Origin of the sequence: Streptomyces sp. NBC_00510 (assembly GCA_036013505.1) — a bacterium.
Classification (GTDB): Bacteria; Actinomycetota; Actinomycetes; order Streptomycetales; family Streptomycetaceae; genus Actinacidiphila.
The window spans coordinates 1,174,174-1,192,499 of the sequence record CP107851.1; the positions used below are offsets into that span (position 1 = coordinate 1,174,174).

Sequence of the window (18,326 nt, forward strand, 5' to 3'; positions counted from 1 at the left end):
GGCGGCATGCGAGGGAAATGTGAGGGAGTGTCAGATGCCTGTGGAGGAGGGTGGGGCACGTCCGCGGCAGGGTGACGCCTGCGCGGTCGCGGAGGCGTCGCGGTCCGCGGACGGTCGCGGTGTGACGGACCCCGAGCAGCTGAGGGCGGTCCGGGCGGAGGCGGTCGCGGCGTCGAGGAGCGGCGAGTGCCGCTCACCCGGGGCGTCGCGCCATGACCGGGCGGACGCGGCACAGTCGGCGATCGGCCCGGTGGCGTACGGACCGGGGTCCCGGTCACCCGTGGCGGCGGGGGGCGGCGGGGCGTGCCCGGGTCCCGTCGCGGCGACGGCCGGGACGAGGAGCCCGAGGAGTGCGAACAGGGTGACGACCAGCGTCCCGGCGACCGCCCTCACCGACCGGCGAGGGCCGCGCGGGCGGGCCGCGGGGGCACGGCGCGGTGCCATGCGGCACCTCCTCGTCGGTCGTCGGGGGTGGTGAGGGAGAGAGGGGCGGAGTTCGGGCGGCGGGCTCACGCCTCGATGAGGCCGGCCCTTATCGCGTAGCGGGTGAGCTGCAGCCGGTCGTGCAGGCCGAGTTTGCCCAGCAGGTTCGCGCGGTGCCGGTGGACGGTCTTGACGCTGATCACCAGCGCCTCGGCGATCTCCTTGGAGGAGTGCCCCTCGGCGACGAGCTTGAGCACCTCCTCCTCGCGCGCCGTCAGCACGTGGTCAGGGGCCTGCTGGCCGTGGCGGGCGCGGTCGAGGTAGTTGCGGATCAGGGCGGTGACCGCGCCGGGGTAGAGGAACGGTTCGTCGCGCATCGCGGCCCGGCAGGCGGCGACCAGGTCGCGGTCGGCGACCGACTTCAGCACGTAGCCGCAGGCACCCGCCTTGAGCGCCTGGAAGAGGTACTGCTCGTTGTCGTGCATCGTCAGCATCAGGATGCGCAGCCCCGGTTTCAGCGCGGCCAGGTCGCGGGTCGCCTGCAAGCCCGTGACGCGGGGCATCGAGACGTCCAGGATGGCCAGGTCGACGTCCTGGGCGCGGGCCAGCGCGATGGCCTCCGCGCCGTCCCCGGCCTCGGCGACGACCTCCAGATCCGGTTCGCGGTCCAGGATCAGCCGCACCCCGCGGCGTACCAGGGCGTGGTCGTCGGCGAGGAGGATGCGGATCGGGGTCGGTCCGGTCGGGGTCATGAGCGGTCCCTCGGGGCGGGCGCGGTCAGCCGGACCTGGGTGCCGGCCCGTGGTGTGGAGGTGATGTCGAGCGCGGCCCCGAGGAGCAGGGCCCGTTCGCGCATGCCGCGGATACCGGCGCCCTCGTGGACGATGCCGGTGCCGCGTCCGTCGTCGCTGACGCCGAGCACGACGCGGCCGGCGCTGTGGCGCAGGCTGACCTCGACCCGTCCGGCCTCGGCGTGGCGGGCGACGTTCGTCAGGCTCTCCTGGGCGACGCGGTACAGCACGAGTTCCGTCTCGCGGTCGAGCGACGGCAGATCGGTGTCGAAGCGGCGCCGCACGCCCAGTCCGGTGTGCGTGGCGAAGTCGCCGGTGAGCGAGGTCAGCGCGCTGACCAGACCGAGGTCGTCCAGCACCGCGGGGCGCAGCCGGCGGGCGAGCCTGCGGACCTCGTCCAGGCTCTCCCTGGTGATCTCCTGCGCCTGCCGCAGTTCGCCGCGGAGCGGCTCGGGCGCCTGGTCGGCGGCGCGGGTCAGTTCGAGCAGGACGGCGGTCATGCTCTGCCCCACCTCGTCGTGGAGTTCCTGGGCGACCCGCCTGCGCTCGGACTCCTGCGCGAACAGGACGCGGGCGCTGCTGGTGGCCCGCTCCTCCTCCAGCCGGTCCAGCATGGCGTTGAAGGTGCGGATCAGCTCGGGGACGCCGCCGTGGCCGCGCGTCGCCGGGAGCCGCTGCCCGGGGCGCAGCAGGTCGACGGTGGTCATCAGCCGGGTCAGCCGGTCCAGCGGGGCCAGGCCGACCCGCAGGAGCACGGCGTTGGCGACCAGCATGACCGCGAGGCCGCCCACCAGGATCACCGCCTCGGCCAGCACCACGGGTACGGAGACGGTCACCGGGGCCCACAACAGCAGTGCCGTGGCCGTACCCAGCACCACGGCGTTCAGCCCGAAGATCCGCCAGAACAGGGACACCTGACGTCGGCCTCCTTCTCCCGCTCTTCCCTCGTCGCTTCACACGCGCACACCGGCCGCCCGCCTCCGCGGGTTCCGGCAGGCGGGCGCGGCCGTCGTGGTGACGGCCTCCGTCCAGCCTGCCCGTGCCCGGGTGCCCTGGTCGATGGGGTGCGACCCCCATCTCCGGGGTGGTCGTGAGGTCGCCTGCGGGGCTCCGGATGGGGTCCGGTACCCACCGCGAATGGGTGTCACGGCCGATGGGCAGGCGCCGCCCCCTCGGCCAGGGTGGGAAGCGACCCCCCGCGTGGTCCCGGCCGGCGTCACCCCCCGGCGCCGGCCTGCCGCGCGTCCCCTCCCAGGAAGGATCCCGCCGTGCCCCCCGACACCGCCCGGCCCGACCCGCGGCCCGACCCCCGGCCCGGCCGCATGACCGCGCACGAGGCCCGTCAGCGCCTCGAGCACGAGCGCAGCACCCGGCTGACCCAGCTCCGGGCCGTCGCCGAGGCCGGCTGGGCGGCGGACGACCACGTCATGGTCGTGCAGAAGGAGGCCATCCAGCGGGTGCTGGGGGAGATCGAGGCCGCGTTCACGCGCCTCCAGGACGGCAGTTACGGGGTCTGCCCCGACTGCGCCAAGCCCATACCGGCCGAGCGTCTGGAGATCCTCCCGTACGCGCGCTGCTGCGTGGCCTGCGGGCGCCGTGCCGCGTGACCCGTGACCAGCCGGAGAAAGGGGACGTGGTGAACCACCGGACCGCGGACGACCGCGCAGCGCATCTGTCCGCCGAGGACCTCGCCGCGCTGCGCGCGAGCCTCCACGAGCAACGCCTCTTCCGCCGGGAACAGTTGCGGCAGGTCGCCGCGGCCGTGCCGGCCGAACCGCACCGGCCGCCGGGAGGGCGGGCGGCGGCACGGGAAAAGGTCCGCGCCACGCTCGCCGCCTCGGCCCGGATGGTGCTCGCCGACGTCGAGGCGGCTCTGGAGCGCATGCGCGAGGGGCGGTACGGGATCTGTCCGCTGTGCCGGGAGCCCATCCCGCTGAACCACCTGGTGGTCGTCCCCCAGGCCCGTTACTGCGGCCGCTGCCGGCAGGCGCGCGGGGCCGAGGGATGAGCGCGCCGTGGCTGCCCCTGCGCCGGCGGGCGGGCGTCGCCATCGACTTCGGCAGTGCCCGCACGCGGGTCTGGGCCCTCGGCCGGGGCATGGTGCTCGACGTGCCCACGGTGACGTTCCCGGGTTCGGGCACCGTCCACCCCGTCCGCCGCGGCGTCATCGACGTCCCCGGCACCGCCCGGATGCTCGACCGGTTGCTCCGCCACCGGCTGCCCCGCCGCTGCCGCCCGCTGGTCGCGCTGACGGCGCCCGCCCTGGACGGCGTCGCCTACCGCGCGGCGGCCCGGGCCGCCGTGGAGGTCCTGCGGCCGCGCGCCGTCCTGACGGTGCCCACGGCGCGGGCGGTGGCCCTCGCGGCCCGCGAGGAACACAACCGCCCGCTGCTCGTGGTGGACGTCGGCGCCCACCTCACGGAGACGGTCCTGCTGGTCGACGGCGCGGTGACCGACGCGCACCGCGCGACGCTCGGCACCGCCGACCTCGACGCGGACCCCGGTGCCGCCGCACGCGTCGTCGACTCGCTGGTGGCCACCGTGGCGACCGTGCTGGAGGAGGACCGGACGGCGGCCGCGCCGGCCGCCCTGGCGCACGGCGTCCTCCTCGCCGGCGGGGGCGCCCTGCGCCCCGAGGTCGTCTACCGTCTCGCGCGCCGGCTCGACGTCCCCGTCAAGGTGGTGCCGGCGCCGCACACCGCGGCGGTGCGCGGCGCCGCCGAACTCCTGGGATCCGCCCGCCTCCACCCGTCGCTCACCGGCAACGTCCGCGCGCCGATGCCGGAGTAGGAGCCGGCGCCGTCCACCGAGTTGCACGACCGGATGCGGGATGGTGGCCTGAAGAGGTGTCGTGCCGGGGAGGCAGGGATGGCGACAGCGTCGATGCGTACGGTCCGGCTGTCCTCGAGGGACGTCCCCGCGCTCGGCCAGGGCACCTGGTACCTCGGCACGGATCCGGGCCGCCGCCGCGAGGAGGTCGCCGCCGTGCGGCTCGGTGTGGACCTGGGCATGTCGATCGTCGACACCGCCGAGATGTACGGCGACGGCGCGGCGGAGGAACTGGTCGGGGAGGCCATCGCGGGACACCGTGCCGAGGTGTTCCTCGTCAGCAAGGTGCTGCCGGACCACGCCGACCGCCGTGGCGTCGTCGCGGCCTGCGAGGCGAGTCTGCGACGGCTCCGCACGGACATCCTGGACCTGTACCTGCTGCACTGGCGGGGGCGGCATCCGCTGGAGGAGACGCTGGCCGGGTTCACCGAGCTGATGGCCGCCGGCAAGATCCGCACCTGGGGGGTCAGCAACCTGGACGCCGGGGACATGGCCGAACTGGTCTCCCTCCCGGGCGGTTCGGCCGTGGCGGTGGACCAGGTGCTCTACAACCTTACCCGGCGCGGCATCGAGTGGGACCTGCTCCCCTGGTGCCGGCGCAACCGGGCCGGGGTGATGGCGTACTCCCCCATTGAGCAGGGCAGACTGCTGCGTTCCGCACCGCTGCTGGCCGTGGCGGACGGCCTCGGCGCCACGCCTGCCCAGGTGGCGCTGGCGTGGGTGCTGGAGCAGGGCGTGGCGGCGATCCCGCGCTCGGGGCGGCCCGAGCACGTGCGCGAGAACCGCGCCGCGGCGGACCTCCGGCTCCCCGCGGAAGCGCTGGCGGCGCTGGACGCCGCGTTCCCGCCGCCCCGCGGGCCGGTGCCGCTGGAGGTGCTCTGACGGGTGCCGTGCCCGGTCAGGGGGCCGACGGCAGGGGTGCGGGTACCGGTGCGGGTGCGGGTGCGGCGAGGAGCCGTTCGATGCCCAGGTCGAGGGCGGCTTCCAGGTGCGTGAGCGAGCCCGTCGACATCAGGATCGAGACACCGCCCTGGATGCCCGCGAGGAGGGCGGCCGCGACACGGTCGGCGTCCAGCTCCGGTGAGATCTCCCGCTGCTCCTGCATGGCCCTGATGCCGGTGGTGATCTGCGCCTGCCACGAGGCGAGGAGTTCCCTGGTGACGGCCTGCGCGCCGGGCGTAGCGGGGCTCAGCTGCGAGATGAGCGTGCCGAGCGGGCACTGCTGCCCCTGCCGCCGGTAGCGGTCGACGACCGCGTCCCGCCAGTCGTACCAGGCCTGCCAGGAGGTGAGCGCGCCGAGGTGCGGCTGCTGGTCGGCCAGGACCCGGCCGGCCTCGTGCCGGGCCACGGCGAGCAGCAGTTCCTCCTTGCCGCCGGGGAAGTAGTGGAAGAGCTGGCTCTTGCTGGTGGCCGTGCGGGCGCGGATGTCGTCCAGGGTGGTCTCGACCGCGCCTCGCTCGCGGATCTCCTCCGCGGCCCCCTCGACGATGCGCTGCCGGGTGGCGGCGCCCTTGGCCGTCAGTCGTGCTGCCATGCCCCCATCCTGCCACTTTCTGGACTTGCAGGTCCAATTTCCGGGTGGCACCTTGGCCGTTCCCAGCCGGTTCACGGAGAAAGGTGCGCAAACATGACCCAGCGACTCACCGGGCGGACGGCCCTGGTCACCGGTTCCACCACGGGCCTCGGCGCCGCCATCGCGGCGGCCCTGGCCGCCGAGGGCGCGTTCGTCGTCGTCAGCGGACGCGACGCTGCGCGGGGTGCCGACGTGGTGGCACGCATAGAGAAGGACGGGGGCTCGGCGACGTTCGTAGGCGCCGACCTGTCGGGCGGCGCCGACGCGGTCGGCCGCCTCGCCACCGACGCGCTCGCGGCGGCCGGCGGCCGGATCGACGTCCTCGTCAACAACGCGGCGCTCCTGCTCACGCCCACGCCGACCGCCGAGGTCCCGCAGGAGACCGTCGACCAGGCACTGGCGGTGAGCGTGCGGTCGGTGTTCCTCCTCACCGGCCTGCTGGCGCCGCCCATGGCCGAGCGCGGCCACGGCGCCGTGGTCAACCTGGGGTCCATCAACGGCATGCGGGGCATGGCGCATTCGGCGCTCTACAGCATGACCAAGGCGGCCGTGCACTCGCTCACCATGTCGTGGGCAGCGGAGTACGGACCGCACGGGGTCCGGGTCAACACCGTGGCTCCCGGTCCCACCCTGACGGAGAAGGTCGCGGCGATGGAGGAGCACCTGACCCCGATCATCTCGCGCATGCCCTCGCGCCGCGCCGGCGACCCGGCGGAGGTGGCGTCGGCCGTCGTGTTCCTGGCGAGCGACGAGGCCTCGCAGATCCACGGCGCCACGCTCACCGTCGACGGCGGGTTCACCGCGGTGTAGCGACCTGCCGCCGACGGGTGACCGCGTCCGGTGCTTGCCACAATGAGGGCATGACCAGCGCCGGTCGCTACGGTGAGCGCTTCTTCCGCCCGGAGGACGCCGGTGAGGGCGACCGCATCGACCTCGCCGCCGCCACGTACGACGACACCACCCTCGCCCGCCTGCGGCAGCTCGGGGCGGGCCCCGGGTGGCGCTGCCTGGACGTCGGCGCCGGCACGGGCACGGTGGCGCGCAGACTGCTGCGCGAGGCCGGGGTCAGCGAGGTGCTCGCGGTCGACCGGGACGTACGGTTCCTGGCGGCGCGTCCGACGCCGGGCCTCACGGTGCGGCAGGCGGACGTCACCGTGGACGACCTCCCGCCGGGGCGGTTCGACCTCGTCCACGCGCGGTTCGTGCTGATGCACCTGCCGTCGCCGGAGCGGATGATCGCCACGCTCGGCGGCCTGCTCGCCCCCGGCGGCGTCCTCGTGGTCTGCGACGCCGTGGACCTGACCACCGCCGCCGCCCCCGACACGCCGTACACGCTGGTCATGCGGGCGATGTGGCGGGGGCTGCGCGACACCATCGGCACCGACGTCTCACGGGTGCCGCGCTACCCAGGGATGCTCAGGGCGGCCGGGCTCCGATCGGTCGCGGCCGAGATCCACGTTCCGCCGCTCCTGCCGGGCAGCACGATCAGCCGGTTCTGGGTGGAGACCTGGAACCGGACCCGGTCGACCATGATCGCCACCGGCCTCGTCGACGACACCCTCGTCGACGAGGCCCTGCGCTACCTGGACTCCCCGCAGTGCGCCGACCTGTCCCCCGGGATGCTCACGGCCTGGGGGCGGTCGCCGCTCTAGGCGTGCCGCCGGGGGCCGGCCAACGGCGTGACGCCACCCATGGGCACGGGGAGCGTCACCCGACCGGCCCCCGGTGGCGTGCGAGCGCGCGGGCCCACGACGAGGCTGGGCGATGGTGTAGTTGGAGGGCTCCGACTCTCCCCGTTCGAGCCCTCATCGCCATGAGTCGGGCCCCTGCCGCAACGGCGCGGCGGGGGCCTGCGGCATACTCAGGCGCCCTCCGCCGCGAGTGCTGCCCGCAGGCGGCGCACCTCGGCGACGCACTCCGCAACGACGAACTCGCCACTGACTGAGCGCCGCACCCCTCGGCGACCACGCAGCCCGTCGGCGACGGGAACGGGCTGACACGGCCGGGTGCCGTGTCGCTCTCCCATCAATGCGTGCTCTTCCTGGACGAGGCACCCGATTTCAACGGCCCAGCCCGCGGCGCGACGCGTCCTGGCGCGCGAACGCGATGAAGTCGAGGTCGGTGTGGAGCCGTTCGTCCAGGGCGGCGACCTCACGTCCGCGGTGACCCAGGCGTGGTGGGACTCGTCGGCCCTGCTCACCGCCAGGTGACGCGTTCTCGGCGCCATTCTTCGATCGCGTCCAACCCGGGTCCGTCAGCGACCCGTTCACGGCCCTGCCCCGGTCAGCCACCAGCGGCGGCGGCCGCCAAGTCCCCCGGCACCAGGGAGAACAGGACGAGGTCGACGCGGCCGGTGTGCACGAACCCCGCGTTGCGCAGGACGCCTTCACGGCGCAGGCCGGCCTTCGTGGCGACGCGCTGGGAGGCGGTGTTGCCCGTCGCCGCGCGGAGTTCCAGACGCTGGAAGCCCTGTTCGGCCAGCAGCCACGTCGCGAGGGCCCGGGTCGCCTCCGTGGCGATGCCGCGTCCCCTCGCCCAGGGGGAGACCCAGTAGCCGACCTCGCTCGTCAGCGCCCGCCAGTCGGTCCGCTTCAGGCCGACGGTGCCCAGCAACCGTCCGCCGTCCGCGTCGGTGACGGCGAAGTGGATGCCGTCGCCGGACTCGCGCAGGGCGTGGGAGACCGTCGTGCACCAGGCCGTCGCGTCGTCGAGCGTGTAGGGGCGGGGCAGGGGCAGCCATCGCTGGGTGTGGGGGTCCTCACAGCCGGCCCGGGTGTCATGGGCGTCGTCCGGGGTGAACGGGCGCAGGAGGAGCCGTTCGGTGCGCAGGACCGTGTCCGGGAACACATCCGTCTCCGTCGTCGTCTCCGTCCGCCGCCGGCCGCGGGGTTGGGCAGACGCTAGCAGCACGCCGTGCCGTGCCGGCGCCCCCGCGGGGGCCGTGACGCACTGTCACGGCCCGCGCGGTGCGTGGTGACAGTGCGCCGATGCGACATTTCGGACTTACCGCCACACTTGCCGCATACAACTCACCAACTGAGAGTAGACCCTTGACACTCCGCCCCCCGAGGTTCATGGTTCCTCACATCGCTCGTTTAAACCGGTTCAAACGCGAGGTTACGAGATCCCTTCGCGTTGGTTGCCCCGGTATGCGAGTGCAAGAACGTGCTGCCTCCGGCGCCGAAGGTGCCGCCGGACGGTGTGCCCCTCGGGGTACGCCGGCCGACGGGACCCGCGGATGCGGATGTGGCGCCCTTCCGCCGCCGTACACGGAGAGTCCGCATGGCCAGACGCCCCACGATCGCCGATGTCGCCCAGCTGGCGGGTGTGTCCCGGGCGACGGTCTCCTTCGTCCTCAACGACCGCCCCGGCGTGGCCGCCGCGACCCAGGAACGGGTCCGCGCGGCGGCCGAGAAGCTGGGCTGGACGCCGAGCCGCAGCGCCCGCGCGCTGTCGACCGGGCGGGCCAGGGCCGTCGGTCTGGTGCTGACCCGTGAGCCCGACCTGATCGGCACCGACCCCTTCTACCCGGCCTTCATGGCGGGCATCGAGTCCGTCATATCCGAGTCCGGTGACGGCCTCATGCTGCACGTGACGGGCCCCCGCAACGAGATGGACACCTACCGCCGCCTGGTGGACGACCAGCGCGTGGACGGGGTGTTCCTCACCGACCTGCGCGTGGGCGACCCCCGCCCCGCGCTGCTGCGGGAACTGGGTCTGCCCGCCGTGGCCGTCGGCGCCGACGACGGTGTCGAGGGGATCGCCACCGTGAACCTGGACGACCGGCCGGTGGTCGCGGGCGCCGTCCGCCACCTCGTCGGACTCGGCCACCGCCACATCGCCTACGTCGCGGGCCCCGAGGAGTACCTGCACGCCCAGCGGCGGCTGGGCGCCTGGCGGGACGCGCTCGCGGAGGCGGGCCTGCCCCCGGGCCCGGTGCTGCCGGGCGGCTTCACCGCCGAGGGCGGCGCGCTCGCGACGCAGGCCCTGATCACGCGGGGCGACCGGCCCACCGCCATCGTGTACGCCAACGACCTGTCGGCCACCGCGGGCATGGCGGTCGCGCAGGAGGCCGGCCTGCGGCTGCCCGACGACCTGTCGGTGGTCGGCTTCGACGACGTACCGCTGGCCTCCTGGACCAGACCCTCGCTCACCACCTGCCGTGCCGACGCCGCCACCTGGGGCCGCGCCGCCGCACTCGCCCTGATCGAGACGATCGAGCAGGGCACCACCCCGCACGTGGAACTGGACCCGGCCGCGCTCATGGTGCGCGGCTCCACGGGCCCGGCCCCCGCCGGCACCGCCCGCCCCTGAACGCGCGCCCGACGCGCCCACGACGTTCTCCGCTCCCCGGAGGGCCGTCACCGAGGCAGGACGACGCCCCGGAACGGCCTCTCCCCACCCCTTGAGAACCCGGAGCCACCGCAATGAAGAAAACCCTCCTGACCGTCCTCTCGGCCGTCGCCCTGACCGTGCCCCTCGCGGCGTGCGGCAGCGGCGGATCGGACTCCGCCGCGGGCGGCGACGCCGCCCACGGGCCGATCACGGTCTGGTACTCCAACAACGCCCAGGAGGTCGCCTGGGGCAAGAGCATGGTCGCGTCCTGGAACGCCGCCCACCCCGACGAGAAGGTGAAGGCGCAGGAGATACCGGCGGGCAAGAGCTCCGAGGAGGTCATCGGCGCGGCCATCACGGCGGGCAACGCCCCGTGCCTGATCCTCAACACCGCCCCCGCGGCCGTGCCCGGCTTCCAGAAGCAGGGCGGCCTGGTGGCCCTGGACGACTTCCCCGGTGCGGAGGCGTACCTCAAGGCGCGGACCGGCGACCGGCTCTCGCAGTACGCGTCGCCCGACGGCAAGCACTACCAGATGCCCTGGAAGAGCAACCCCGTCATGATCTTCTACAACAAGGACCTGTTCAAGAAGGCCGGGCTCGACCCCGAGCACCCCAAGCTCTCCACTTACCAGGACTTCCTGACCACCTCGCGCGCCCTGGTGAAGGGCGGTGTGCACGCCGCTATCTGGCCGGCGCCCACCTCCGAGTTCTACCAGTCCTGGTTCGACTTCTACCCGCTCTTCGCGGCCCAGACCGGCAAGCAGCTCGTCGAGGACGGCAAGGCCCAGTTCGCCTCGCCCGACGGCGTCAAGGCCGCCGAGTTCTGGAAGACCATGTACGCGGACCGCCTGGCCCCCAACGAGCAGTACAACGGTGACTCCTTCGCCGACGGCAAGTCCGCCATGGCGATCGTCGGCCCGTGGGCCGTCTCCGTCTACGGCGACAAGGTCGAGTGGGGCGCCGTGCCGGTGCCCACCGCGACCGGCACCGAGGCCAAGGGCACCTTCAGCGACGAGAAGTCCATCGGCATGTTCACCGCGTGCAAGAACAAGGGCACGGCCTGGGACGTGCTGAAGTTCGCCACCAGCAAGGAGCAGGACGGCAAGCTGCTGGAGGCCACCGGCCAGATGCCGATGCGGCAGGACCTCCCGGCCGCGTTCCCCGACTACTTCGCCTCGCACCCGGACTACAAGACCTTCGCCGAGCAGGCCGACCGCACCGTCGAGGCCCCGAACGTGCCGAACTCCGTCGAGATCTGGCAGACGTTCCGCGACGCCTACACCAAGTCCGTGATCTTCGGGAAGGGCGACGTCGAGAGCGCCTTCCGCGAGGCCGCGGGCAAGGTCGACGGCCTGGCGAAGCAGTGAGTCACGGCCATGTCCTCCACGCACCATGACGTCCTCCGCCCCGGGTCCGCCCGGGGCGGGGCCCGCCCCCGGGCCGACCGCGAGCCGCGGCCGCGCCGGCTGCGGTTCGCGGGCCGGCAGCCGATCGGCCTCGCCTTCGTCTCCCCGTACCTGATCTACCTGGCCGCGATCTTCCTGTACCCGCTCGGTTTCGCGGTGTGGATCTCCTTCCACGACTACTTCTTCGCCGCGCCGGGCGCCCAGGTGGACCGTCCCTTCGTGGGGCTGGCCAACTACACGGCCGTCCTGACCGATCCGGCCGTGTGGCGTTCCTTCGCCAACATCGCGGTCTTCCTGGTCATCAACGTGCCGCTGACGGTGGCGGCGTCCCTCGTGCTCGCCACCGCCCTCAACTCCAAGCTGCGGGCGCGCACGTTCTTCCGCACCGCCTACTACGTCCCGTACATCACCGCCAGCGTCGCCGTCGTCGGCGTGTGGCTCTTCCTGTTCAACTCCAACGGCCTGGTCAACAAGGCGCTCGGGCCGCTCGCGCCGGACCCGTCGTGGCTGGTCAACTCGCACCTCGCGATGCCGACCATCGCGCTGTTCGTCGCCTGGAAGCAGCTCGGCTTCTTCATCGTGCTCTACCTGTCGGCGCTGCAGAACGTGCCCGGCGAGCTCTACGAGTCGGCCGCGCTGGACGGCGCGGGCAAGGTGCGGATGTTCTGGTCCATCACCGTCCCGGCGGTGCGCACCGCGACGCTGCTGGTGCTGGTCATGGCGACGGTGACGGGCGCGAACCTGTTCACCGAGCCCTACCTGCTGACCAGCGGCGGCGGACCCGACGGCGCCACCACCTCACCGGTACTGCTGATGTACCAGCGCGGTCTGCAGCAGGGCCACCCGGACGAGGCCGCGGCGATCGGCGTGATCCTGGTCGTGCTGATCACCGGGATCTCCCTCCTCTACCGCCGACTGCTGGAGAGGGACTGACATGGCCGACGCACACGCCCCCTCGCTCATGCGCCGCTCTGCGCACCACAGCCCGCACACGCACTCGCGCGGCCGCCGGATCCTGTCGCGGCTGGCCCTGCTCGCCGGGGCCTTCGCCTTCCTCTTCCCCTTCTACTACATGCTCATCGGCTCCCTGCAGCGCGAGCCCGACAGCAGCCCCGCCGGCGCCTTCCCGCAACCGGGCAACCTCTCCCTGCACAACTACGCGGAGATCAACTCGGCCATCTCGCTCGGCCGTTCCCTGATCAACTCCGGCATCTTCACCGGCGGCGTCATCGTCTGCACCACCGTCTTCGGCCTGCTGGCGGGGTACGCCCTGGCCCGGCTCCACTTCCGGGGCAAGGGCTCCACCTTCGCCCTGGTGCTGCTGGTGCAGGTCATCCCGTTCCAGCTGCTGATGATCCCGCTGTACGTGCTGATCGTCCGCGACTACGGCCTGGCCGACTCCTACATCGGGATCATCCTGCCGTTCGCGATCAACACCAGCGCGGTCTTCATCTTCCGGCAGTTCTTCCTGCAGCTGCCGCAGGCGATGTTCGAGGCCGCGCGCATCGACGGCGCGGGCGAGCTGCAGATCCTGTTCCGGATCGCGATCCCGCTGTGCAAGCCGGCGCTCGCGTCCGTGGTGCTGCTGAGCTTCACCGGGCCGTGGAACGAGTTCCTGTGGCCGTTCCTGGTCACCAAGGAGCAGGACATGCAGCCGCTGGCGGTGTCCCTGGCCAACTACATCAGCACGGTCTCCTCCGCCGCCGCCAACCCGTTCGGCGCCATCCTCGCCGGTGCCTGCGTACTGGCCGCGCCCGCGGTGGCCCTCTACCTCGTCTTCCAGAGCCGCTTCACCTCCACCGACCTCGATTCCGCCACGAAGGGCTGAACTCGCCGTGAACGACCGCACCACCAGCACCGCCCGTACCACCGGCTCCAACAGCTCCGTGCCCTACCGCCTGACCCGCGTCGGCGTCGTGATGTCCCCGCTGGCCGGCGAGGCCGACGAGGCCGAGGGCGTGCTCAACCCCGCGTCCGGCCGCACCCCGGACGGCACCCTGCACCTGCTGCCCCGCCTCGTCGCGGAGGGCAACGTCTCCCGCGTGGGCCTCGCCGAGGTCGTGATCGAGGACGGCGTGCCCACCGGCGTCGAGCGCCGCGGCGTCGTCCTCGCCCCCGACGCCGGCTGGGAGCGCGGCAAGAACAACGCCGGCGTGGAGGACCCGCGCACGACGTGGATCGAGGCGCTCGGGCTGCACGTCATGTCGTACGTCGCCTACGGCCCGCTCGGCCCCAAGCCGGCGCTGGCCGTCTCGAAGGACCTGGTCACCTGGGAGCGTCTGGGCCCGATCCAGTTCGCCTACCAGGCCGACCTCGACACCGACCTCAACCTCTTCCCGAACAAGGACGTGGTGCACTTCCCCGAGCCCGTCCCGGGCCCGGACGGCGAGCCCGCCTTCGCCATGCTGCACCGCCCGATGTGGGACCTGGGCTGGTTCCGCCCCGGGGAGGGCGTCCACCTGCCGGCCGGCGTGACCGACGAGCGCCCCGGCATCTGGATCTCCTACGTCCCGGTGGCCGAGGTGGAGAGGGACCTCAGCGCCCTGGCCCGCCCCCGTGACCACCGTCTGGTCGCGCTGTCCGAGCACCCCTGGGAAGAGCTCAAGATCGGCGCCGGCCCGGCCCCGATCCGCGTCGAGGAGGGCTGGCTGCTCATCCACCACGGCGTGTCCGGCACGATCGACGACCCCTTCGCCCAGCAGCAGAAGGTCAGCTACGCGGCGGGCGCGATGATCCTCGACCCGCAGGACCCGTCGCGGATCCTGGCCCGCACCGACGAGCCGCTGATGGAGCCGGAGACGGAGGAGGAGCGTTCCGGCACCGTGCCGAACGTCGTCTTCCCCACCGCGATCGAGGAGATCGACGGCGTGCGCTACGTCTTCTACGGCATGGCCGACGCCCACATCGGCGTCGCCCGCCTGGACCGTGCCGAGTGACCACGCTCGGTCTGGGCCTGGCCGGCTGCGGTGCGTTCGGCGCCTACCTGCTGGACGCCGTGGCCGACCTGCCCGGCGTACGCGTCGTGGCGTGCGCCGACCCCGACGGTGACCGTGCCGCCGCCCTCGCGCGGCGGCACGGCGCCGACGTCGCCGCCGACGCCGCCGCGCTGGCGGGCCTGCGCGGTGTGGACGTCGTGGCGATCGCCACTCCCCCGGCCACCCACGCGGAACTCGCCGTCGGCGCGCTGCGCGCGGGCCGGCACGTGTTCTGCGAGAAGCCGCTGGCCGTGACGCTGGAGGACGCCCTGCGGGTGGAGGCCGAGGCCGAACGCTCCCCCGGCGTCCTCGTCGTCGACCACGTCCTGCGCTACAACCCCGTCCTGCGGATGCTGCAGCGGCTGAGCGCCGAGGGGCTGCTGGACCCGCTGGTGCGCTTCGCCTTCGAGAACGACGCCGCCGACGAGGACCTGGGCCCCGGCCACTGGTTCTGGGACCCCGCCCACAGCGGCGGCATCCACGTCGAGCACGGCGTGCACTTCTTCGACGCAGCCCGCGCCCTCATGGGCAGCGATCCCGTCGAGGTGCACGGCACGGCCGTGCGCCGCGAGGGCGGCCCGGTCGACATCGTCGTGGCCACCGCCACCCACCCCGGCGGCGCCGTCGCCACCCACACCCACTCCTTCACCCACGCCCACCGCGCCGAACGGCAGTTGATGCGCCTGGACTACGGCTTCGCCGAGGCCCGGGTCACCGGCTGGATCCCGACCCACGCGACGGTCACGGCCTGGACGGACGAGCAGGGCGCCCGCCGCTGGGAGGACCTGCCCGCGCGCACCGCCGCGCTGCTGGCCGTATCGGGGCTGCGGCCGCACGGCGAGGAGCGGATCACCGTCACGGTGGAACGCGACGCGGGACCGGCGGCGCCCGCCCGCGGCCGCGGTGTGGAGCGGAGCGTCCCGCACCGGGTGACCTGCGTGGTCGACCTGGGCGGCGAGGCCCGCAAGCAGCACGTGTACGCCGAGAGCGTGCGCGCCGCCTTCACCGACCTGCTGCGCTGCGCGACCGAGGGTGGCACCCCGGTGGCCGACGCGCGGTCCGGGCGGTCCGCGGTCGCGGTGGCCGAGGCCGCCACGCGTTCCGCGGAGACCGGCCGCACCCTGCCGGTCCCGTCCGGCCCGACAGGAGCATGAGGAGCACCGTGAGCACCACCGATCCCGCACCGGCCACGCCCTGGTGGCGGGACGCGGTCTGCTACGAGATCCACCCCCGCGCGTTCGCCGACGGCGACGGGGACGGCGTCGGCGACCTCGCCGGCGCCGCCGCCCGCCTGGACCACGTGGCCCGCCTGGGGGCGGACGCGGTGTGGATCACCCCGTTCTACCCGTCCCCGCTGGCCGACGGCGGGTACGACATCGCCGACCACACCGCCGTCGCCCCCGACCTCGGCACCGACGCGGACTTCGACGCCTTCGTCGCGCGCGCCCACGGCCTGGGGCTGCGGGTCCTGATCGACCTCGTCCCCAACCACACCTCGGACACGCACCCCTGGTTCCGGGAGGCCCTCGCGGCCGATCCGGGGAGCGCGGCAAGGGACCGCTACCTCTTCCGCACCGGACGCGGCGCGGACGGTGAACTCCCCCCGAACGACTGGGAGTCCGCGTTCGGGGGTCCGGCGTGGACCCGTGTGCCCGCACCGGACGGCGGCCCGGGCGAGTGGTACCTGCACCTGCACGCGCCCGAGCAGCCGGACCTCAACTGGCGCCGGCCGGAGGTCGTCGCCGACTTCGAGCGGATCCTGCGGCACTGGCTCGACCGCGGCGTCGACGGTTTCCGCATCGACGTGGCCCACACCCTCTTCAAGGCCCCCGGCCTGCCCGACGCCGGACCCGGGCAGCACCAGGACATCCTCCGCAACCACCTGCTGCCGTACCACGACCAGGAGGAACTGCACCCGCTGTTCCGTTCCTGGCGCCGGCTGCTGGACACCCATCCGGCACCGTCCGGCGCGGTCCCCCCGGGGCAGCGCGTGATGGTGGCCGAGGCCGCCGTGTTCGAACCGGCCCGGCTGGCCCGGTACGTCAGCCCCGGCGAGATGCAGCAGGCCTTCAACTTCGCGTTCCTGGAGTCCCCTTGGGACGGGACGGAGCTGCGCGCGGTCATCGAGCGGTCCGTCGCGTCGATGCGGGCCGTCGGGGCACGGGTCACCTGGGTCCTGTCCAGTCACGACGCGGTCCGCCCGGTCACCCGCTACGGCGGCGGGCAGCGCGGCCGGCGCCGGGCCCGGGCCGCCGCGCTGCTCATGCTCGCGCTGCCCGGCGCCGCCTACGTCTACCAGGGCGAGGAGCTGGGGCTGCCGCAGGTCCACGTGCCGGACGACCGGCTGCGTGATCCCCTCTGGGAGCGCTCCGGCCACCGCGAGCGCGGCCGCGACGGCTGCCGGGTGCCGCTGCCCTGGGAGGGCCCGGCGGCACCGTACGGTTTCAGCAGCGCCCCCGCGGACGCCTGCTGGTTCCCGCAGCCCGACGACTGGGCGGACCTCACCGTCCGGGCCCAGGGGGACGACCCCGCGTCGATGCTCGCCCTGTACCGCTCCGCGCTGCGGCTGCGGCGCGAGGCGCCGGTCCCGGCGGACGCGGTGCCGGTTCCGCAGGGGCCCGCGGACGGTTCCTGGGTCGCCTTCGACCGCGCGCCGGGGCTGCGGTGCCTGACCAACTTCGGCCCGGATCCGCTGCCCCTCGCGGATGAGGACGAGGTGCTGCTGGCCAGCACCCCGCTCGACGGCCGCTCGGTGCCCGCGGACACCACCGTGTGGCTCCGTACCGCCGGGACCACGACCGCGTTCGCGTCCCAGGCCGGCAGTTCCAGGGCTGCGCCACTCGGCGAACGGCCGGCGAACATCTCGTCCGGCAGCGCGACGACCTCGACGGCGGCGGGCCCCGCCGCCGTGGGGCGCCCTCGGGCGCCGTCGGCCGCGATCACCGGTCTCACTGCATCCGGGGAAGCGACTCCAGCGGCTTGAGGTCGGCGTGCTGCGCGGTGGCGACCAGCGCCTGCACCATCACGGACTCGGGATCCCGGCGGAAGGCGACCAGCCCTATCTCGGCCGCCCGGGCGGGCTCCACCATCGGGACCGCCCGCACCCCGGGCGGCACTCCCAGGGCATGGATCCACGCCAGAGGGGCGATCCCGGCCCATCGTCCGGGCACGACGTGCGCGATCAGCGAGGCGAACGAGTCGGTCTCCACCCTCGCCGTCGGTTCGGCCCCGGCCGCGGCGAAAAGGGCGTCCATGGTGCGCCGTCCCCGCATGGTCGATGTGAGCAGGCACAGTGGCAGGGCCGCCGCCTCCGCCCAGGTCGCCGTGGCGCCGCCGGCCGGGGCCCACGAGGCGTCGGTGAGCAGTGCGTACTTCTCCCGGTACAGCGGCACGGTGCGAAAGGCGGCGCGCACCTCGTCGTCCAGGTACGTGACGGCGGCGTCGAGGGTGAAGTCCCTGAGCATCGTGAGGATGTCACTCGACGTCAGGTCGTTCACGATGTGCGCGGTGAGCAGCGGGTGCCGCGTGCACAACGGGTCGACCAGGCGCGGCACGGCGGTGGCCGCGCTGGGCACCACGCCGATGCGGATGCGGCCGCTCAGTCCGGTGCGCATGGCGGCGACCTCGCCCTCCATGGCGTCCCGGTCGGCCAGGATCTGCCGCGCCCACACCACGACGCGCTCGCCCTCGGCGGTGAGGCCGTCGAACCGCCGGCCCCGCTGGATCAGCGGGACCCGCATCTCCTCCTCCAGCTTGCGGATGCCCTCGGACAACGAGGGCTGGGACACCCCGCAGCTCTGCGCGGCACGGGCGAAGTGCCCCTCCTGCGCCAGGGCCACCAGGTATTCGAGCTGCCGGAAGAGCACGGCTGAGCACCTCTCAGGATTCCGCCGACCGGGAGACGCGTCGGACCTGTTCCCGGGTTCCGAGCTGTATACCAAGTCGCTCCCGGCGGGCCGACGGCGCCCGCCTCCGCGAAGTGCCCGGAGCGCTC

General features: G+C 73.7%; 19 protein-coding genes and 1 pseudogene. 14 read left to right on the forward strand and 6 right to left on the reverse strand.

The features are described from left to right. Positions 1–30 precede the first annotated feature (30 nt). From OG937_05200 to OG937_05210, 3 genes are all read right to left on the reverse strand, one after another. Positions 31–444 carry a hypothetical protein gene (locus tag OG937_05200; GenBank protein ID WUD71124.1) on the reverse strand — a complete coding sequence of 138 codons (414 nt, stop codon included), beginning with the start codon at positions 442–444 and terminating at the stop codon, positions 31–33. Positions 445–509: 65 nt separating this feature from the next. Continuing rightward, complete coding sequence (locus OG937_05205; protein WUD71125.1) at positions 510–1,175, reverse strand: response regulator transcription factor; 666 nt, start codon at positions 1,173–1,175, stop codon at positions 510–512. After that, a complete protein-coding gene (locus OG937_05210) occupies positions 1,172–2,128 on the reverse strand; it encodes a HAMP domain-containing sensor histidine kinase (protein WUD71126.1) in 957 nt (318 codons plus the stop codon). The genes OG937_05205 and OG937_05210 overlap by 4 nt, the downstream gene beginning before the upstream one ends. A gap of 408 nt (positions 2,129–2,536) precedes the next feature. Here OG937_05210 and OG937_05215 point away from each other — a divergent pair, with 408 nt between their 5' ends. The 4 genes from OG937_05215 to OG937_05230 all read left to right on the forward strand — a co-directional run bounded on the left by OG937_05215 (position 2,537) and on the right by OG937_05230 (position 4,925). Continuing rightward, the gene (locus OG937_05215) at positions 2,537–2,821 is read left to right on the forward strand and encodes a TraR/DksA C4-type zinc finger protein (protein ID WUD78633.1); all 285 of its coding nucleotides are present in this window, start codon (positions 2,537–2,539) and stop codon (positions 2,819–2,821) included. Positions 2,822–2,847: 26 nt separating this feature from the next. Further along, positions 2,848–3,222, forward strand: coding sequence for a hypothetical protein (locus OG937_05220; GenBank protein ID WUD71127.1), 375 nt, complete (start codon positions 2,848–2,850; stop codon positions 3,220–3,222). Further along, on the forward strand, positions 3,219–4,004 hold the full coding sequence (locus OG937_05225; protein WUD71128.1) for a rod shape-determining protein: 786 nt from the start codon (positions 3,219–3,221) through the stop codon (positions 4,002–4,004). The genes OG937_05220 and OG937_05225 overlap by 4 nt, the downstream gene beginning before the upstream one ends. A gap of 78 nt (positions 4,005–4,082) precedes the next feature. Next, positions 4,083–4,925 carry an aldo/keto reductase gene (locus OG937_05230; protein WUD71129.1) on the forward strand — a complete coding sequence of 281 codons (843 nt, stop codon included), beginning with the start codon at positions 4,083–4,085 and terminating at the stop codon, positions 4,923–4,925. A 16-nt stretch (positions 4,926–4,941) separates the two neighbouring features. On the opposite strand, the gene OG937_05235 is transcribed toward OG937_05230, so the two are convergent. Then, positions 4,942–5,577, reverse strand: coding sequence for a TetR/AcrR family transcriptional regulator (locus OG937_05235; protein WUD71130.1), 636 nt, complete (start codon positions 5,575–5,577; stop codon positions 4,942–4,944). 93 nt (positions 5,578–5,670) lie between these two features. Here OG937_05235 and OG937_05240 point away from each other — a divergent pair, with 93 nt between their 5' ends. From OG937_05240 to OG937_05250, 3 genes and pseudogenes are all read left to right on the forward strand, one after another. After that, the gene (locus OG937_05240) at positions 5,671–6,426 is read left to right on the forward strand and encodes an SDR family oxidoreductase (protein ID WUD71131.1); all 756 of its coding nucleotides are present in this window, start codon (positions 5,671–5,673) and stop codon (positions 6,424–6,426) included. Positions 6,427–6,476: 50 nt separating this feature from the next. Beyond that, on the forward strand, positions 6,477–7,268 hold the full coding sequence (locus OG937_05245) for a class I SAM-dependent methyltransferase (protein WUD71132.1): 792 nt from the start codon (positions 6,477–6,479) through the stop codon (positions 7,266–7,268). 293 nt (positions 7,269–7,561) lie between these two features. After that, positions 7,562–7,690, forward strand: a pseudogene (locus OG937_05250) (ATP-binding protein). A 209-nt stretch (positions 7,691–7,899) separates the two neighbouring features. Here OG937_05250 and OG937_05255 read toward each other — a convergent pair. After that, positions 7,900–8,463 (reverse strand): GNAT family N-acetyltransferase, encoded by a 564-nt coding sequence (locus tag OG937_05255; protein WUD71133.1) that lies wholly within the window; start codon positions 8,461–8,463, stop codon positions 7,900–7,902. A 435-nt stretch (positions 8,464–8,898) separates the two neighbouring features. Between OG937_05255 and OG937_05260 the strand changes: the two genes are divergently transcribed. The 7 genes from OG937_05260 to OG937_05290 all read left to right on the forward strand — a co-directional run bounded on the left by OG937_05260 (position 8,899) and on the right by OG937_05290 (position 17,315). Continuing rightward, positions 8,899–9,930 carry a LacI family transcriptional regulator gene (locus tag OG937_05260; GenBank protein WUD71134.1) on the forward strand — a complete coding sequence of 344 codons (1,032 nt, stop codon included), beginning with the start codon at positions 8,899–8,901 and terminating at the stop codon, positions 9,928–9,930. 113 nt (positions 9,931–10,043) lie between these two features. Next, on the forward strand, positions 10,044–11,318 hold the full coding sequence (locus tag OG937_05265; protein ID WUD71135.1) for an extracellular solute-binding protein: 1,275 nt from the start codon (positions 10,044–10,046) through the stop codon (positions 11,316–11,318). 9 nt (positions 11,319–11,327) lie between these two features. Next, positions 11,328–12,290, forward strand: coding sequence for a sugar ABC transporter permease (locus OG937_05270; protein ID WUD71136.1), 963 nt, complete (start codon positions 11,328–11,330; stop codon positions 12,288–12,290). Position 12,291: 1 nt separating this feature from the next. Next, on the forward strand, positions 12,292–13,185 hold the full coding sequence (locus OG937_05275) for a carbohydrate ABC transporter permease (GenBank protein ID WUD71137.1): 894 nt from the start codon (positions 12,292–12,294) through the stop codon (positions 13,183–13,185). A gap of 91 nt (positions 13,186–13,276) precedes the next feature. Beyond that, positions 13,277–14,293 carry a glycosidase gene (locus OG937_05280; protein WUD78634.1) on the forward strand — a complete coding sequence of 339 codons (1,017 nt, stop codon included), beginning with the start codon at positions 13,277–13,279 and terminating at the stop codon, positions 14,291–14,293. Continuing rightward, the gene (locus OG937_05285) at positions 14,290–15,486 is read left to right on the forward strand and encodes a Gfo/Idh/MocA family oxidoreductase (GenBank protein WUD71138.1); all 1,197 of its coding nucleotides are present in this window, start codon (positions 14,290–14,292) and stop codon (positions 15,484–15,486) included. Before OG937_05280 ends, OG937_05285 begins: the two co-directional genes overlap by 4 nt. Then, entirely contained in the window at positions 15,483–17,315 is a 1,833-nt protein-coding gene (locus OG937_05290) for a glycoside hydrolase family 13 protein (GenBank protein ID WUD71139.1), read from the forward strand. Before OG937_05285 ends, OG937_05290 begins: the two co-directional genes overlap by 4 nt. Here OG937_05290 and OG937_05295 read toward each other — a convergent pair. Then, on the reverse strand, positions 17,281–18,198 hold the full coding sequence (locus tag OG937_05295; protein WUD71140.1) for a LysR family transcriptional regulator: 918 nt from the start codon (positions 18,196–18,198) through the stop codon (positions 17,281–17,283). The genes OG937_05290 and OG937_05295 overlap by 35 nt on opposite strands. Positions 18,199–18,326 lie beyond the last annotated feature (128 nt).

Bases quoted from the DNA above. Each gene is read 5' to 3' on its own strand.
- OG937_05260 (WUD71134.1), top strand. From the start codon at position 8,899: ATGGCCAGACGCCCCACGATCGCCGATGTCGCCCAGCTGGCGGGTGTG.
- OG937_05205 (WUD71125.1), bottom strand. From the start codon at position 1,175: ATGACCCCGACCGGACCGACCCCGATCCGCATCCTCCTCGCCGACGAC.
- OG937_05200 (WUD71124.1), bottom strand. From the start codon at position 444: ATGGCACCGCGCCGTGCCCCCGCGGCCCGCCCGCGCGGCCCTCGCCGG.
- OG937_05225 (WUD71128.1), top strand. From the start codon at position 3,219: ATGAGCGCGCCGTGGCTGCCCCTGCGCCGGCGGGCGGGCGTCGCCATC.
- OG937_05245 (WUD71132.1), top strand. From the start codon at position 6,477: ATGACCAGCGCCGGTCGCTACGGTGAGCGCTTCTTCCGCCCGGAGGAC.
- OG937_05275 (WUD71137.1), top strand. From the start codon at position 12,292: ATGGCCGACGCACACGCCCCCTCGCTCATGCGCCGCTCTGCGCACCAC.
- OG937_05290 (WUD71139.1), top strand. From the start codon at position 15,483: ATGAGGAGCACCGTGAGCACCACCGATCCCGCACCGGCCACGCCCTGG.
- OG937_05230 (WUD71129.1), top strand. From the start codon at position 4,083: ATGGCGACAGCGTCGATGCGTACGGTCCGGCTGTCCTCGAGGGACGTC.
- OG937_05235 (WUD71130.1), bottom strand. From the start codon at position 5,577: ATGGCAGCACGACTGACGGCCAAGGGCGCCGCCACCCGGCAGCGCATC.
- OG937_05265 (WUD71135.1), top strand. From the start codon at position 10,044: ATGAAGAAAACCCTCCTGACCGTCCTCTCGGCCGTCGCCCTGACCGTG.
- OG937_05215 (WUD78633.1), top strand. From the start codon at position 2,537: ATGACCGCGCACGAGGCCCGTCAGCGCCTCGAGCACGAGCGCAGCACC.
- OG937_05280 (WUD78634.1), top strand. From the start codon at position 13,277: ATGTCCCCGCTGGCCGGCGAGGCCGACGAGGCCGAGGGCGTGCTCAAC.
- OG937_05240 (WUD71131.1), top strand. From the start codon at position 5,671: ATGACCCAGCGACTCACCGGGCGGACGGCCCTGGTCACCGGTTCCACC.
- OG937_05270 (WUD71136.1), top strand. From the start codon at position 11,328: ATGTCCTCCACGCACCATGACGTCCTCCGCCCCGGGTCCGCCCGGGGC.